The following is a 16,888-nucleotide window of genomic DNA, read 5'->3' as shown; positions in this document are numbered from 1 at the left end:
GCTGAAGAACACCGTGAACACCATGGTCGACCAGCTGTCCTCCTTCGCCGACCAGGTGACGCGGGTCTCCGTGGAGGTCGGCACCGAGGGACGGCTGGGCGGTCAGGCGCGGGTGGACGGCGTCAGCGGGACCTGGAAGGACCTGACGGATTCCGTCAACGGGATGGCCAACAACCTCACCGGTCAGGTCCGCAACATCGCCCAGGTGATGGCGGCGGTGGCCCGTGGCGACCTCTCGCAGAAGATCGAGGTCGACGCCCGGGGAGAGATCCTCGAGCTGAAGAACACCATCAACACGATGGTGGACACGCTGTCGTCGTTCGCCGACCAGGTGACCCGGGTGGCCCGCGAGGTCGGCACGGACGGACGGCTCGGAGGTCAGGCCCAGGTGCCCGGCGTCGCCGGGGTGTGGCGCGATCTGACCGACTCGGTCAACGGGATGGCGTCCAACCTCACCGACCAGGTCCGCAACATCGCTCAGGTGGCGACCGCCGTTGCCCGCGGCGACCTGTCGCAGAAGATCACCGTCGACGCGCGGGGAGAGATCCTGGAGCTGAAGGACACCCTCAACACGATGGTGGACCAGCTCTCGTCGTTCGCGGACCAGGTGACGCGGGTCGCCCGGGAAGTGGGCACCGAGGGACAGCTCGGAGGTCAGGCCGAGGTGCAGGGTGTCTCGGGCACCTGGAAGGACCTCACCCAGTCGGTGAACGGGATGGCGAACAACCTCACCCTTCAGGTCCGCAGCATCGCCGAGGTCACCACCGCGGTCGCCCGGGGCGACCTCGGCAAGAAGATCACGGTCGATGCTCAGGGAGAGATCCTGGAACTCGTCACCACGGTGAACACCATGGTGGACCAGCTGTCCTCGTTCGCCGATCAGGTCACCCGGGTCGCCCGGGAAGTGGGCACGGAGGGCAAGCTGGGTGGTCAGGCCGAAGTGCGGGGGGTCTCCGGCACCTGGAAGGACCTCACGGACAACGTCAACCTGATGGCCCGCAACCTCACCAGCCAGGTGCGCAACATCTCGGAGGTCGCCACGGCGGTGGCGGGCGGTGATCTGTCGAAGAAGGTGACCGTCGAGGCCAGTGGCGAGGTCGCGCAGCTCGCCGACACCGTCAACTCGATGGTGACGACCCTGTCGTCGTTCGCGGACGAAGTGACCCGGGTGGCCCGCGAGGTCGGCACGGAAGGCCGCCTGGGCGGGCAGGCCAATGTGCCCGGTGGCTCGGGCACCTGGCGGGACCTGACCGAGTCCGTCAACTCGATGGCCTCCAACCTCACCGGGCAGGTCCGGAACATCGCCATGGTCACCACCGCCATCGCGAAGGGCGACCTGACGAAGAAGATCGACATTGACGCGCGCGGGGAGATCCTGGAGCTCAAGACCACCATCAACACGATGGTGGACCAGCTGTCCTCGTTCGCCGAGCAGGTCACCCGGGTCGCCCGGGAAGTGGGCACGGAAGGCCAGCTGGGCGGCCAGGCAAGGGTCCGCGATGTGGCGGGCACCTGGCGGGACCTGACCGAGTCGGTGAACGAGATGGCCGGGAACCTGACGCGTCAGGTGCGCGGCATCGCCCGGGTGGCCACCGCCGTCACCCGGGGCGACCACAGCGTCAAGATCGACGCGGACGCCGCGGGTGAGATCCTGGCCCTGCAGGACAACATCAACACGATGATCAGCAACCTGCGCGAGACCACGATGGCGAACAAGGAGCAGGACTGGCTCAAGAGCAACCTGGCCCGTATCTCCGCCCTGATGCAGGGCCGTCGCGACCTCAAGGACATCGCGGGACTCATCATGAGTGAACTGGCCCCGGCGGTCTCCGCCCAGCACGGGGCCTTCTTCCTCGCCCACCGGACGGACGGCAGCAACGGCATCGGGACCGTCCCGGACGGCAGTTACGAGCTGCGCATGATCGGCTCCTACGGCTACGCCCGCGGCAGCATGCCCACCACCTTCGGTCCCGGGGAGTCGCTGGTCGGAACCGCCGCGGAGGAGAGGCGCACCATTCTCTTCGGGCACACCCCCGAGGGCTATCTGAAGATTTCCTCCGGACTGGGCGAGTCCCCGCCGGCCCATGTGATCGTCTTCCCCTTCCTGTTCGAGGACACCGTGCTGGGCGTGGTGGAACTGGCGTCGTTCCAGGCGTTCAGCCACATCCAGCGGGACTTCCTCGGTCAGATGGCCGAGATGATCGCCACCAGCATCAACACCATCAGTGTCAACACCAAGACCGAGATGCTGCTGCGGCAGTCCCAGGAACTGGCCGAGCAACTGCAGGAGCGCTCCGGCGAACTGGAGAGCCGGCAGCGGGCCCTCCAGGACTCCAACGCGGAGCTTGAGGAGAAGGCCGCGCTGCTGGCCAAGACCAACCGGGCGATCGAGGTCAAGAACTCGGCGATCGAGGAGGCCCGGAAGGTGCTGCAGGAGCGCGCCGAACAACTGGCCGTCTCCATGCGGTACAAGTCGGAGTTCCTGGCGAACATGTCGCACGAACTGCGCACCCCGCTGAACTCACTGCTCATCCTGGCCAAGCTGCTCGCGGACAACGCCGAGGGCAACCTGTCGCCCAAGCAGGTGGAGTTCGCCGAGACCATCCACGGTGCCGGGTCCGACCTGTTGCAATTGATCAACGACATCCTGGATCTGTCGAAGGTCGAGGCGGGCAAGATGGAGGTGAGCCCGACCAGGATCGCGCTGGTGCAGCTGGTGGACTACGTCGAGGCCTCGTTCAGGCCGCTGACGGCCGAGAAGAACCTGGAGTTCTCGGTGCGGGTCTCGCCGGACCTCCCGCCCACCCTGCACACCGACGAGCAGCGATTGCTGCAGGTGCTGCGCAACCTCCTCTCGAACGCGGTGAAGTTCACCGACAGCGGCTCGGTCGAGCTGGTCATCCGCAGCGCCGGCGACGACGTGCCGGACGAGATCCGCGCGCAGATGCTGGAGAACCGCTCGCTGCGGGACGCCGATGCCGCGATCGTGGCCTTCGCCGTGTCCGACACCGGGATCGGCATTGCCGCGAGCAAGATGAGGGTCATCTTCGAGGCGTTCAAGCAGGCGGACGGTACGACCAGCCGCAAGTACGGAGGCACTGGCCTGGGCCTGTCGATCAGCCGGGAGATCGCCCGGCTGCTGGGAGGAGAGATCCACGCCGACAGCGAGCCGGGCCGCGGCTCGACCTTCACGCTGTACCTCCCGCTCCAGCCGACGCAACTGCCGCCCCCCGGGTACGGGCAGTTGGAGAGAGGCAGGCTCGCCATCGAGGCGCCGCAGGCCGGGGACGGGCGGCCGGAGGAAGCCGGCCCGGTCCCGCCCGGCCCGGGCGCCGAGGAACCCGGTGTCCCGGCCCACGGTGGCGCGGACGGCCCGGAGGAGGACCTGCCGGCGCCCGGTGAGCGGGCCGCCACCGCTGCCGAGCGGGCTGCGGAGGTGCTCACCCAGCACCACCGGGACCGTTCCGCGGGCCACGGGCAGGTCCACGGCCACGCGCGGGACCACGAAGGGGCCGGCGGTGAGTCCGCCGGGACCGAAGACCTCGTGGCGGCCCCGGTCACGGTGGAGGAGACGCCCGCCCTCGCGCCGCCGAGGCGTGAGGTGCCGGTGTTCCGGGGCCAGAAGGTGCTCATCGTCGACGACGACGTGCGCAACGTCTTCGCCCTGACCAGTGTCCTGGAGCAGCACGGCCTGCGGGTGCTCTATGCGGAGAACGGCCGCGAGGGCATCGAGGTGCTGGAATCCCACGAGGACATCGTCCTGGTCCTGATGGACATCATGATGCCGGAGATGGACGGCTACGCCACGACCGCGGCCATCCGCCGGATGCCCCAGTTCTCCGGGCTGCCGATCATCGCCCTCACCGCGAAGGCGATGAAGGGCGACCGGGAGAAGGCCCTCGAGGCCGGAGCGTCGGACTACGTCACGAAGCCTGTGGACACCGACCACCTGCTGGGGCTGATGGGTGAGTGGATGAACGCCGGGTGAGGCCGGGGTCACCGGTGCCCGGCCGGGGGAACCCTCCGGGCACCGGGATCGTTCTCGGTGCGTATACCGTGACATGGCAGTGACTGGGTGTGTCCGGACACACCCTGGCGCTACCATGTCCGGCACAGGACAGGACGGCGAAACGGGCGCCGTCCTCAGGGGCGGCACTCACTCATGCCGCCGGGGCGAGGAGGACGGGCCATGGTGCAGAAGGCCAAGATCCTCCTGGTCGATGACCGGCCGGAGAATCTGCTCGCGCTGGAGGCCATCCTCTCCGCGCTCGATCAGACTCTGGTGCGGGCATCGTCAGGGGAGGAAGCGCTCAAGGCGCTGCTCACGGACGACTTCGCGGTGATCCTGCTGGATGTTCAGATGCCCGGCATGGACGGCTTCGAGACGGCCGCGCACATCAAGCGCCGCGAGCGCACCCGGGACATTCCCATCATCTTCCTCACGGCCATCAATCATGGGCCGCATCACACGTTCCGGGGTTACGCCGCCGGTGCGGTGGACTACATCTCCAAGCCCTTCGATCCCTGGGTGCTGCGGGCCAAGGTCTCGGTGTTCGTCGACCTGTACATGAAGAACGTCCAACTGCGCGAGCAGGCCGCGCTGCTGCGCCGGGAGCTGGATCACAGCGGCCCGGCGGGGGAAGCCGAGCAGAACACCGGGGGACTGCTGCCCGAGCTGTCCGCCCGGCTGGCCGCGGTCGAGGAGCAGGCCGAGGCGCTCACCCGGGAACTTCAGGAGTCCGCCAGTGGAGCCGCGGTGTCCACCGCTGCCCATCTGGAGAAGAAACTCACCACCCTGCGAAGGGCACTTGACGCTCTCGAGCCGGGCACGAGACGGCCGGAGCCGGTGGAGTCCCCGCAGAGCTGACGCGCGGACGGCTCCGGCGCGGCCGTGACGGGCGGCCCTCCGTGCCTCGGGCTCCCGGCGCCGGTAACCTCACCCTCATGGCCTCACGTACGTCCGGCACCGGTTCATCCCAGAGCGCGCGCGCCGGGCGTGGCGGTGCCGGAGGCGGAAAGCCGGCCGCCAGGAAGCCGCCGGCGAAGAAGGCTGCTTCCCGCAAGCCGGTGAAGAAGGCACCGCCCAAACAGCGCAACGCTGCCTACCGGTTCGTGCGGGCGCTGTGGCTGGGCATCGCCTACCCGATCGCAGCCCTGCTGCGCGGGATAGGCCGCGGGGCCCGTGGCCTCGACCCGGCCCACCGCAAGGACGGCGTCGCGCTGCTGCTGCTCGGCCTGGCTCTGGTGGTGGCCGCCGGCACCTGGTCCAGCCTTCAGGGCCCGGTCGGGGACTTGGTCACTCTGCTGGTCACCGGCGCACTGGGGCGCCTCGACCTGGTGCTTCCGGTGCTGCTGGGCTTCATGGCGGTCCGCTTCATCCGGCATCCGGAGAAGCCCGACGCCAACGGACGGATCGTCATCGGCCTGACGGCGCTGGTGACCGGGGTGCTGGGGCTGGTGCACATCGCCGCCGGGGCCCCCGGACGCAGCGCGGGGACTCAGGCGCTGCAGGACGCCGGCGGTCTGGTGGGGTGGGCCGCTTCCCGCCCGCTGGTGCTGGCGGTCGGCGAGGTGCTCGCGGTTCCGCTGCTGATCCTGGTCACCGTCTTCGGCCTGCTGGTCGTTACCGCGACTCCCGTCAACGCCATCCCGCGGCGGCTGCGGGAGGGGGCCGTACGCCTCGGCCTGCTGGAGGAATCGCCGCCGGCGCCTGGAGGGCGGGCACGGGGGCGCTCCGGGGGGAGAGGAGAGGACGGCTTTTCCGGGCACGGTCCGGAGGAGGACGCGGACGCGCGGTTTGCCGGGGCCGGGATCGAGCAGGACATGTCGGCTCCCCGCCGTGGGGGCCGGAGCCGCAGGCGCCGGACCGGCGCGGCCGGCGGGGCGCCCGGCATCCCGGACGGTCCCTCGCCGGAGGCGGTCGGCATGGCGGCGGCAGCCGCGGCCGCGCTGGACGGCGCGGTGCTGCACGGGGTGCAGCCCTCTCCGCTGGTCGCGGACATCAGCAGCCGGGTCTCCACAGGCAGGGGCGGGCACCCGGAAACGGAAGGGCCCGACGGCTCGCCACCGGCGGGAAAGCGCGGGCCGCGACCCTCCGGGGGGAAGGTCCCCGACCTCACACGGCACGAGCAGCCGGTGGAGCCCGCCGGCGGGCTGCCGGCGCGGGCGGAGCAGCTGCAGCTGTCCGGAGATATCAGCTACGCGCTGCCCTCCTTGGATCTGCTGGAGCGCGGCGGCCCGGGCCGCACCCGAAGTGCCGCCAACGACGCCGTCGTCGAATCCCTGACGACGGTCTTCTCGCAGTTCAAGGTGGACGCCGCGGTGACGGGCTTCACCAGGGGACCGACCGTCACCCGCTACGTCGTCGAGCTCGGGCCTGCCGTCAAGGTCGAGAAGATCACGGCACTGACGAAGAACATCGCCTACGCCGTGGCCAGCCCGGACGTCCGGATCATCAGCCCCATCCCCGGCAAGTCCGCCGTGGGCATCGAGATCCCCAACAGCGACCGGGAGATGGTCAACCTGGGGGATGTGCTGCGCACCGCGGACGCGGTCGGGGACGTTCATCCGCTGCTCGTGGCCCTCGGCAAGGACGTCGAAGGGGGCTACGTCACCGCGAACCTGGCCCGGATGCCGCACCTGCTGGTCGCCGGTGCCACCGGATCGGGAAAGTCGTCCTGCATCAACTGCATCATCACCTCGGTGATGATGCGGGCCACACCCGAGGAGGTGCGGCTGGTGCTCGTGGACCCCAAGCGGGTCGAACTGACGGCTTACGAGGGAATCCCCCATCTGATCACCCCGATCATCACCAACCCGAAGAAGGCGGCCGAGGCGCTGCAGTGGGTGGTGCGGGAGATGGACCTGCGTTACGACGACCTGGCCGCGTACGGCTTCCGGCACATCGACGACTTCAACGCCGCGGTGCGGGCGGGGAAGGTCACCGCCCCCGAGGGCAGCGAGCGGGAACCGGCGCCCTACCCGTACCTGGTGGTGATCGTGGACGAGCTGGCGGACCTGATGATGGTCGCCCCGCGCGACGTCGAGGACGCGATCGTGCGCATCACCCAGCTGGCGCGGGCCGCCGGCATCCACCTGGTGCTCGCCACCCAGCGGCCCAGCGTCGACGTGGTGACCGGCCTGATCAAGGCGAACGTGCCCTCCCGGCTGGCCTTCGCCACGTCCTCGCTCGCCGACAGCCGGGTCATCCTGGACCAGCAGGGCGCCGAGAAGCTGATCGGCCGGGGCGACGGGCTCTTCCTGCCCATGGGCGCCAACAAGCCGGCCCGGATGCAGGGCGCCTTCGTGACCGAGGAGGAGATCTCGGGGGTCGTCGCACACTGCAAGGCGCAGATGGCCCCCCAGTTCCGCGACGACGTCACCGGAGGCCGCACGCAGAAGAAGGAGATCGACGAGGATATCGGGGACGATCTCGACCTGCTGTGCCAGGCGGCGGAGCTGGTGGTGTCGACCCAGTTCGGTTCCACGTCGATGCTCCAGCGCAAATTGCGGGTGGGTTTCGCGAAGGCCGGCCGGCTGATGGACCTGATGGAGTCGCGTGGTGTGGTCGGGCCGAGTGAGGGGTCCAAGGCGCGCGATGTTCTCGTGAAACCTGACGAGCTGGCGGGAGTGCTGGCGGTGATCCGGGGGGAGAATCCCCCGTAGGACAGGACGCGGGCGCTTCTCCCCGACGGGCAGTCAGGGAGGGGCATGGTCCGCGGGACGGGCGATTGCGCCACCGGGACGGTGCCGGATACCGCCGGACGGTGGTACGACCATCCTGATGGCGGACAATGTCAGCCAGCCCGCTTGCCTGTTCCTTTCCGGACACCTCTAGACTTGACGTACAGCACGTGGCCTTACCCGCGAAAGGCGCTCCCGTGTCGAATGGCAACTCCTCCGCCAAGGACCGGCCTTCCGTCGGTCGAACCCTCCAGCAGGCACGCGTCGCCGCGAAGCTGACCGTGGACGAGGTCAGTACGACCACCCGGGTGCGCATCCCCATCGTCCACGCGATCGAGGAGGACGACTTCTCCCGCTGCGGCGGCGACGTCTATGCCCGGGGCCACATCCGTGCTCTCGCCCACGCCGTGGGACTGGACCCGGCCGAGCTGGTCGAGATGTACAACGCCCAGCGGGGCGAGGATCCCGGGGCCCTCCCGGCCGCCCCGCTGTTCGAGGCGGAGCGGATCCGTCCCGAGCCGCGCCGCCCGAACTGGACGGCGGCGATGGTGGCCGCCATCGTCGCGGTGATCGGTTTCGTCGGCTTCAACGTCGTCAGCGGGGACGACAGCACCTCCGGCACGGTGGCCGAGAACAGCCCCGAGGCCGGTGACCAGCAGGCGGACAGCCCCGAGAGCGGGCAGACGCAGGAACCGGAGGAGGCGGCGGACCGGGAGCCGGAGCCCACCGAGAGTGCGGTCGCCGGCGTGCCCTCCGACAAGGTCACCGTCCGGGCCACGGCCGAGGGCGGTACGAGCTGGGTCTCCGCCAAGGACGGCAACGGCCGGCTGATCTTCGAGGGAGTCCTGGAGGACGGCGACTCGGAGACCTTCACCGACGACGAGCGCATCGACTTGATCCTGGGTAACGCCGGAGCGGTGGAACTGCACGTGAACGGCAAACCGATCGAGGACGTCGGCGAGATGGGCCAGGTGCAGCGGCTCAGCTATACGACCGGCGACCCCGAGGAGGGCTGACCGTCGCGCGGCTCCGTGCCCGGGCAAGGAAGCCACTGTGCGACGAAGTAGGCTGAGGGCATGTCCGAACGCCGTACCGTCGCCCTGGTCACCCTCGGTTGCGCACGTAATGAGGTGGATTCCGAAGAGCTGGCGGGGCGGCTGGCCGCCGACGGCTGGGAGCTCGTGAGTGATGCCGCCGACGCGGATGTCGCCGTGGTCAACACCTGCGGTTTCGTCGAGGCCGCCAAGAAGGACTCGGTCGACGCGCTGCTGGAGGCCGGGGAGCTGAAGTCCGCCGGTGAGGGGGGCCGCACCCGGGCGGTGGTGGCCGTCGGCTGCATGGCCGAGCGGTACGGCAAAGAACTCGCCGAGGCACTGCCGGAGGCGGACGGCGTCCTCGGTTTCGACGACTACGCGGACATCTCCGAGCGGCTGCAGACCATTCTGGCCGGCGGTGTCCACCACCCCCATACGCCTCGTGACCGGCGCAAACTGCTGCCCATCAGCCCTGCCGACCGGCAGGGGGCCGAGGTCGCCCTGCCGGGCCACGGCGCCCCGCCGGACCTGCCCGCCGGCCTGGCCCCGGCTTCCGGCCCCCGCGCCCCGCTGCGCCGTCGGCTGGACAGCAGCCCGGTCGCCTCCGTCAAGCTCGCCTCCGGGTGTGACCGGCGCTGCTCCTTCTGTGCCATCCCTTCCTTCCGCGGCTCCTTCGTCTCCCGCCGGCCCGCCGACGTCCTCGCGGAGGCCCGCTGGCTGGCCGGTCAGGGCGTCTCCGAGATCATGCTGGTCTCCGAGAACAACACCTCCTACGGCAAGGACCTGGGGGACATCCGGCTGCTCGAATCCCTGCTGCCGGAACTGGCGGCCGTGGACGGCCTGGAGCGGATCAGGGTCAGCTACCTGCAGCCCGCCGAACTGCGGCCCGGGCTGATCGATGTGCTGACCGGCACCGAGAAGGTCGCCCCCTACTTCGATCTGTCCTTTCAGCACTCCGCGCCGGAGGTCCTGCGCGCCATGCGTCGCTTCGGCGACACCGACCGTTTCCTCGACCTGCTCGCCTCCATCCGGGAGAAGGCGCCGCAGGCGGGTGCCCGCTCCAACTTCATCGTCGGCTTCCCCGGCGAGAGCGAGAGCGACCTCGCCGAGCTGGAGAGGTTCCTGACCGGGGCCCGTCTGGACGCGATCGGGATCTTCGGCTACTCGGACGAGGACGGCACCGAGGCGGCCGGGTATCCGGACAAGCACGCGCCCGAGGTCGTCGCCGAGCGGCTGGAACACCTCTCCCGGCTGGCGGAGGAGCTCACCGCCCAGCGCGCCGAGGAGCGCATCGGCGAGCGGATGCGGGTCCTCGTCGAGTCGCTGGACACCGACGATGCCGCCGGGGGCAAGGCCGCGGCCGCCGGGCGCGGCCCCCACCAGGCTCCCGAAACCGACGGGCAGGTGCTGATCACGGATCCGGCGGGGAGAGAGCCGCGCGTCGGGGAGTACGTCGATGTCGAGATCATCGGTACCGAGGGCGTCGACCTGATCGCCATGGAGCAGGCCCTTCCCACCGGCGGGGACGCCGGGGCGGGCAGATGATCGCCGTGCCCGCGTCCGCTGCCGGGGACGGGCGGCCGGCCGAGGAGCGCGGTGCCGCCGGCCGGCCCTCACTGTGGAACATCGCCAATGTCCTGACCATGATGCGGCTCCTGCTGGTGCCGGTCTTCGTCCTGCTGATGTTCGCCGACGGAGGATACGACCCGGCCTGGCGCTCGCTGGCCTGGGCCGCCTTCGCCATCGCCATGATCACCGATCTGTTCGACGGGGAGCTGGCCCGGCGCCGCGACATCGTCACCGACTTCGGCAAGATCGCCGATCCCATCGCCGACAAGGCGATCATGGGCGCCGCCCTCCTCTCGCTGTCGCTGCTGGGAGACCTCCCCTGGTGGGTGACCGTGGTGATCCTGGCCCGGGAGCTGGGCATCACGGCGCTGCGCTTCTGGGTGCTGCGCCATGGAGTCATCCCGGCCAGCCGCGGCGGGAAACTGAAGACGCTCACCCAGGGCATTGCCGTCGGGATGTACATCCTCGTGCTCACCGGACCGCTGGCCACCATGCGCTGGTGGCTGATGGCGGCGGCCGTGGTGCTCACCGTGGGGACCGGTCTGGACTACATCCGCCAGGCGGTCGTGCTGCGGAGGGCGGGGCTCTCGGCGGCCGAGGCGGAGCGGGACCGTGAGCGCTGACCCGGCTCCCGGCGGCGTGGACACGGCCGCGGCGCGGGTGCTGGAGCTGCTGGTGGCCAGAGGGCAGACTCTCGCCGTCGCCGAATCCCTGACCGGCGGCCTGGTGGCCGCCGCGGTCACCGGGCTCCCCGGCGCCTCCCGGGCGTTCCGCGGGTCGGTCACCGCCTACGCCACCGGGCTGAAACACACCCTGCTCGGGGTGGACGGGGCCCTCCTGGCGGAGCGGGGAGCGGTGGATGCCGAGGTCGCCCGGCAGATGGCAGCCGGGGTCCGGCAGCGGCTCGGCACCGACTGGGGGGCCGCGACCACCGGTGTGGCGGGCCCCGAGCCGCAGGACGGCCGGCCCGTCGGCACGGTGCACGTTGCAGTGGCCCCTCCCGGGGGTACCCGCCCGGTGTCACGGCTGCTGACGCTGGCCGGTGACCGGGCACAGATCCGGGCGGACAGCGTACGGGCGGTGCTGGCACTGATCCACGACGAGCTGATCGACAGCGCCGCCGAGGCGGGGCAGGATACGGAACAGAACGGAGGGGATGGATGTTTGCAGCCCTGAGTGAACACGACATCGCTCCCCGCACGGGGGGAGTTCAAGGCGGTACGGTGGGGCATGAAGCAAGCGAGGCCAACGGTCCGAGGAGGGAGCCACCGATGATTCTGCTCCGTCGCCTGCTGGGTGACGTGCTGCGTCGGCAGCGCCAACGTCAGGGCCGCACCCTGCGCGAAGTGTCCTCATCGGCCCGGGTCTCGCTCGGATACCTCTCCGAGGTGGAGCGCGGGCAGAAGGAAGCTTCCTCCGAACTGCTGGCTGCCATCTGCGATGCACTGGAGTTGCGGATGTCGGAGCTGCTCCGCGAGGTCAGTGACGAACTGGCCCTTGCCGAGCTGGCCCAGTCCGCAGCGAGGGACACGGTGCCGCCCCCCATGCGCCCCATGCTGAACCCGGTGCGGGTGACCTCGGTCACCGGCCGTCCGGACGAACGCGTCACCATCAAGGCGCCCACGGAAGCCGTCGACGTCGTCGCCGCCTGAGCGGGCCGGCGGCGAAGCGGGGGCGCGGAGCGCGCTCCGGTGCGGCTCAGCCACGCAGCCGCAGCCCCCGGGGCGTGGCGTGGAACCCGGCGGCCTCCAGCAGCTGCCCGAACGGTGCGGTCAGCACCGGTGAGCCGTTGACCCGTTCGACGGTCAGCGTGCCCAGGGCCCCGGCCCGGGCCGCCTCGGCCAGAGCCTCGGCCGCGGCCTGCCACAGTTCTCCGGTTTCCTCCTGACCGGAGGCGGGCCATGCCAGCAGGGTCCGCCCGCCGCGCTCCAGATACAGCACGAGCGTGCCCTCCACCAGCACCACCACGGCCCCCGCCTTGCGCCCCGGCTTGTGCCCGGCGCCGTCCGGCGACTCGGGCCACGGAAGCGCGGCGCCGTAGGCGTGTGCCGGGTCGGCGGCGGCCAGTACCGCGACCCGCCGCCCGGCCCCGGGGTCCTGCCGCTCCCGCGCGCCGCTGACCGCCCGCAGCCTGTCCACCGCGCCCTCCATGGCGAACTGGGCCGCGCCCAGCCCTTCGACCACGTAGCCCCGCCGGGCCTGGCCGCTCTCCTCGAACACCGACAGGACCCGGTACGCCGCGGAGAACCCGCCCTGCACCCCTTCCGCCGCGACGGCTCCACGGGTGACCACCCCGTGCCGGTCCAGCAGCGTGCGGGCCAGGGCGTGCGCCCGCAGGGTCGCGTCGGGCTCCGGGGCAGGCAGCAGCGACCACCGCCCGGAGACCGTCGCGGGGGCGGCGCCCGGGGCCCGGCGGCCCGCGGCCCCCGGCGATCCGTAGCGGCCCCTGGGCACCGCCCGCCGGGCACGGTGCGCGGTGGCACCCTTCGTGCGGCCCGAGCCCAGCAGCGCGCGCAGCGGGCCCAGGGTGTCGTTGGTCAGGCGGCCGGTCCAGGCCAGCTCCCAGACGGCGTCGGCCAGTGACTGGTCGGTGCTGTGGTGCCCGGCAGCCCTGACCTGGTCGGCGATCTGCCGGAAGAACAGCCCGTAGCCGCCGCGCAGCGCGTCCAGCACCGCCTGCTGAACGGGGGTGATGTCCAGCGGGCGGGCCGGAGGCAGCAGCAGAGGAGCGGCATCGGCCAGATACAGCGACACCCAGCCGTCCTTGCCCGGCAGCGCCCCGGCCCCCGCCCACAGCACTTCGCCGGAGGCGGTCAGTTCGTCCAGCAGGGTGGGTCCGTAGCCGGAGACGCGGGAGGGCAGCACCAGCTTCTCCAGCGCGGAGGCCGGCACCGGGGCCCCCTGCAACTGCTCCACCGCGCGCACCAGACCGTCAAGTCCGCGCAGCGCCCCGCTGTACACGCCCCTGCCGCCCAGATGCTGCCACTGCGGCAGAAAGGCGGCCAGTGCGGCCGGCGGCACGGGCTCCAGCTCCTCGCGGAGCACGGCCAGGGAGCGCCGTCTGAGCCGCCGCAGGACCGCCGGGTCGCACCACTCCTGGCCGATCCCCTCGGGATGGAATTCGCCCTGGACGAGCCGGCCTTCCGCGGCCATCCGCCGCAGCACCCCGTCGGCCACGGCGTTGCCCAGCCCGAACCGGGCGGCGGCCTGCGCCGAGGTGAACGGGCCGTGTGTCCGCGCATACCTGGCCAGCAGGTCGGCCAGCGGGTCGCGCACCGGCTCGGTGAAGGCCTCGGGCACGCCTACCGGGAGAGCGACCCCCAGGGCGTCCCGCAGCCGGCCCGCGTCCTCCACGGCTGCCCAGTGCTCCTCGCCCGCGATGCGCACCCGCAGGGCCCGGCGGGTGTCGGCGAGCCCGGGGGCCCATCGCGGGTCGGCACCCCGCTCGGCGAGCTCACCGTCCGTCAGCGGGCCCAGCACACGCAGCGCGTCGGCCACCGCCTCCGCGTCCTTCAGGCGGCGTTCCGTGGTGCGCCACTGCAACTCGCGCTCCAGTTCGCGGAGCACGTCCAGGTCCAGCAGCTCCCGCAGCTCCGCTCGGCCCAGCAGCTCCGCCAGCAGCCGCGAGTCCAGTGACAGGGCCGCCGCCCGGCGTTCGGCCAGTGGGGAGTCGCCCTCGTACAGGTATTGCGCGACATAACCGAACAGCAGGGAGCGCGCGAAGGGCGACGGCTCGGGGGTGGTGACCTCCACCAGCCGCACCCGCCGGGCCTCGATGTCCCCCATCAGCTCGGCCAGCCCCGGCACGTCGAAGACGTCCTGGAGGCACTCCCGGACCGCTTCCAGCACGATCGGGAACGAGCCGAACTCGCTCGCCACCGACAGCAGCTGGGCGGCCCGCTGCCGCTGCTGCCACAGCGGTGTGCGACGGCCCGGGTCCCGGCGCGGCAGCAGCAGGGCCCGGGCCGCGCACTCCCGGAACCGCGAGGCGAACAGCGCCGATCCCCCCACCTGGTCGGTGACCAGCTGGGAGACCTCCTCGCGCGCGAACAGCACGTCGTCGGTGCCGACCGGGGCCAGGCCGTCGTCGAACGCCGCGTCGGCGGTCTCCCCGGCCCCGGGGGGACCCTCCGCGTCCCACGCCGCCGGGTCGGTGTCCGGCAGTCGCAGCACGATGCCGTCGTCCGCGTGCAGTACCTGGGCGTCGATACCGAACCGCTCGGCCAGCCGGGCGCCCAGGGCCAGTGCCCAGGGAGCGTGCACCTGCGCGCCGAACGGGGAATGGACCACTACGCGCCAGTCGCCGAGCTCGTCGCGGAAGCGCTCGACCACGATCGTCCGGTCGTCCGGTACGTGTCCGCAGGCCGCCCGCTGCTCCTCCAGATAGGACAGCACGTTGTCCACCGCCCAGGCGTCCAGCCCCGCCCCGGCCAGCCGCCGGCGGGCCGAGGCGACGTCCAGCGCGCCGACCTCCCGGAGAAAGGCACCCAGCGCACGGCCCAGCTCCAGCGGCCGGCCCAGCTGGTCGCCCTTCCAGAACGGCAGCCGGGCCGGCACCCCCGGGGCGGGCGAGACCAGCACCCGGTCGCGGGTGATGTCCTCGATCCGCCAGGAGGTCGTTCCCAGGGTGAAGACATCCCCCACCCGCGACTCGTAGACCATCTCCTCGTCCAGCTCACCGACCCGGCCGCCGCCCTTCCTGGGATCGGCCCCTGCGAGAAAGACCCCGAACAGACCGCGGTCGGGGATCGTGCCCCCGGAGGTGACGGCCAGCCGCTGCGCGCCCGGACGACCGCTCACGGTGTGACCCACCCGGTCCCACACCAGCCGGGGCCTCAGCTCGGCGAAGGCATCGGACGGATACCGCCCGGCCAGCATGTCCAGCACCGAGTGGTAGGCCGACTCGGGGAGCGCGGCGAACGGCGCGGCCCGGCGCACCACGGCCAGCAGCGCGTCGACATCCCAGGTGTCCATGGCCGTCATCGCCACGAGCTGCTGGGCCAGCACGTCCAGCGGATTCGAGGGAACCCGCAGGGACTCGATGGCGCCCTGCCGCATCCGCTCGGTGACCACTGCCGACTGCACCAGGTCACCCCGGTACTTGGGGAAGACCACTCCGGCCGAGACGGCCCCCACCTGGTGGCCGGCCCGCCCCACCCGCTGCAGCCCGGAGGCGACCGAGGGCGGCGACTCGACCTGCACGACCAGGTCCACCGCCCCCATGTCGATCCCCAGCTCCAGGCTGGAGGTGGCGACCACGGCCGGCAGCCGCCCCGCCTTCAGATCCTCCTCCACCTGCGCCCGCTGCTCCTTGGACACCGAGCCGTGGTGGGCCCGCGCGAGGACCGGTGGAACTCCCCGGCCCGCGCCCGAACCGCCCATCAGCTCCGCGGCCCCGTGGCCCTCCGGCAACGGCTCGCCGGTGGCCCGCTCGTAGGCGATCTCGTTCAGCCGGTTGCACAGCCGCTCGGCCAGCCGCCGGGAATTGACGAACACGATGGTCGAGCGATGTGCCTGCACCAGATCGGCGATGCGCTCCTCCACCGACGGCCAGATCGAGGGCCGCTCGCCCGCCCCCGGCGCGTCCGGCACCGGCGAACCGCCCAGCTCGCCGAGGTCCGGCACCGGGACGACCACCGACAGGTCGAACTCCTTGCCCGCCGGCGGCTGCACCACCCTGGCCTGCCGCTGCGGCGACAGAAAGCGGGCGACCTCCTCGACGGGCCGCACGGTCGCCGACAGCCCGATGCGGCGGGCCGGGCGCGGCAGCAGTTCGTCCAGCCGCTCCAGCGACAGCGCCAGATGGGCTCCGCGTTTGGTGCCGGCGACCGCGTGCACCTCGTCCAGGATGACGGTCTCCACACCGGACAGCGCCTCCCGGGCCGCCGAGGTGAGCATCAAGAACAGCGACTCGGGGGTGGTGATCAGGATGTCCGGCGGCCGCCGGGCCAGGGCGCGCCGCTCGGCCGGGGGAGTGTCCCCCGAGCGGATGCCGACCCGGATGTCCGGCTCGGGCAGCCCCAGACGTACCGCTTCCTGCCGGATGCCGGTCAGCGGACTGCGCAGATTCCGCTCCACGTCGACCGCGAGCGCCTTCAGCGGCGAGACGTACAGCACCCGGCAGCGCTTGACGGCCTCGGCCGGCGGCGGCCGGAAGGCCAGCCGGTCCAGGGAGGCGAGGAAGGCGGCCAGGGTCTTGCCGGACCCGGTGGGAGCCACCACGAGGGCATCGGTCTCCTCGGCGATGGCGCGCCAGGCACCGGCCTGGGCAGCGGTGGGCGCCCGGAAGGCGCCCGAGAACCACGCACGGGTCGCCGGGGAGAACGCGTCGAGGGCCGAGACCGGATCATCCGCCATGACACCATCGTGCACCCGGCCACCGACAGCGTGCGCCGGGCCGCGGCAGGTGTCCCGGCTGCGGCACCCACCCTCCCGGGCGCCGGGAAGCCGCGCTGGAGGCGCGCGCCGCCGGGCTGCCGGCCGCCACCGCTGCTGCGTGCCCCTTTCCTCCTCGTGGTGGCGGTCGCGGTCGCGGCGACCGCACTGGTCCGCGCGCTGACAGGGTGAGGACGGGGGGCGCGGGCACCGGACTGCCGTGCGTC

At 71.8% G+C, this 16,888-nt stretch carries 9 protein-coding genes; 8 read left to right on the top strand and 1 reads right to left on the bottom strand.

The features are described from left to right. The 8 genes from ABD299_RS17485 to ABD299_RS17450 all read left to right on the top strand — a co-directional run. A partial coding sequence (locus ABD299_RS17485; RefSeq protein WP_344263464.1) for a HAMP domain-containing protein occupies positions 1-3,988 on the top strand: 3,988 nt, incomplete at its 5' end. 201 nt (positions 3,989-4,189) lie between these two features. After that, a complete protein-coding gene (locus ABD299_RS17480) occupies positions 4,190-4,867 on the top strand; it encodes a response regulator (RefSeq protein WP_344263463.1) in 678 nt (225 codons plus the stop codon). A gap of 77 nt (positions 4,868-4,944) precedes the next feature. Next, entirely contained in the window at positions 4,945-7,665 is a 2,721-nt protein-coding gene (locus tag ABD299_RS17475; protein ID WP_344263461.1) for an FtsK/SpoIIIE family DNA translocase, read from the top strand. Between the two features lie 215 nt (positions 7,666-7,880). Then, entirely contained in the window at positions 7,881-8,699 is an 819-nt protein-coding gene (locus tag ABD299_RS17470; RefSeq protein WP_344263460.1) for a helix-turn-helix domain-containing protein, read from the top strand. Between the two features lie 60 nt (positions 8,700-8,759). Beyond that, on the top strand, positions 8,760-10,262 hold the full coding sequence (rimO, locus tag ABD299_RS17465; protein WP_344263459.1) for a 30S ribosomal protein S12 methylthiotransferase RimO: 1,503 nt from the start codon (positions 8,760-8,762) through the stop codon (positions 10,260-10,262). Continuing rightward, the gene (pgsA, locus tag ABD299_RS17460) at positions 10,259-10,909 is read left to right on the top strand and encodes a CDP-diacylglycerol--glycerol-3-phosphate 3-phosphatidyltransferase (RefSeq protein WP_344263457.1); all 651 of its coding nucleotides are present in this window, start codon (positions 10,259-10,261) and stop codon (positions 10,907-10,909) included. The genes rimO and pgsA overlap by 4 nt, the downstream gene beginning before the upstream one ends. Then, positions 10,899-11,462, top strand: a complete 564-nt coding sequence (locus tag ABD299_RS17455; RefSeq protein WP_344263455.1) for a CinA family protein — start codon at positions 10,899-10,901, stop codon at positions 11,460-11,462. The genes pgsA and ABD299_RS17455 overlap by 11 nt, the downstream gene beginning before the upstream one ends. Positions 11,463-11,557: 95 nt before the next feature. Then, complete coding sequence (locus tag ABD299_RS17450; protein WP_344263453.1) at positions 11,558-11,938, top strand: helix-turn-helix domain-containing protein; 381 nt, start codon at positions 11,558-11,560, stop codon at positions 11,936-11,938. 46 nt (positions 11,939-11,984) lie between these two features. On the opposite strand, the gene ABD299_RS17445 is transcribed toward ABD299_RS17450, so the two are convergent. Further along, positions 11,985-16,643 carry an ATP-dependent helicase gene (locus ABD299_RS17445; RefSeq protein WP_344263451.1) on the bottom strand — a complete coding sequence of 1,553 codons (4,659 nt, stop codon included), beginning with the start codon at positions 16,641-16,643 and terminating at the stop codon, positions 11,985-11,987. Positions 16,644-16,888 lie beyond the last annotated feature (245 nt).

Source organism: Streptomyces sodiiphilus (assembly GCF_039529215.1).
Classification (GTDB): domain Bacteria; phylum Actinomycetota; class Actinomycetes; order Streptomycetales; family Streptomycetaceae; genus Streptomyces; species Streptomyces sodiiphilus.
The sequence above is the reverse complement of the archived record's forward strand: the minus strand, read 5'-3'. Positions and strand labels throughout refer to the sequence as shown.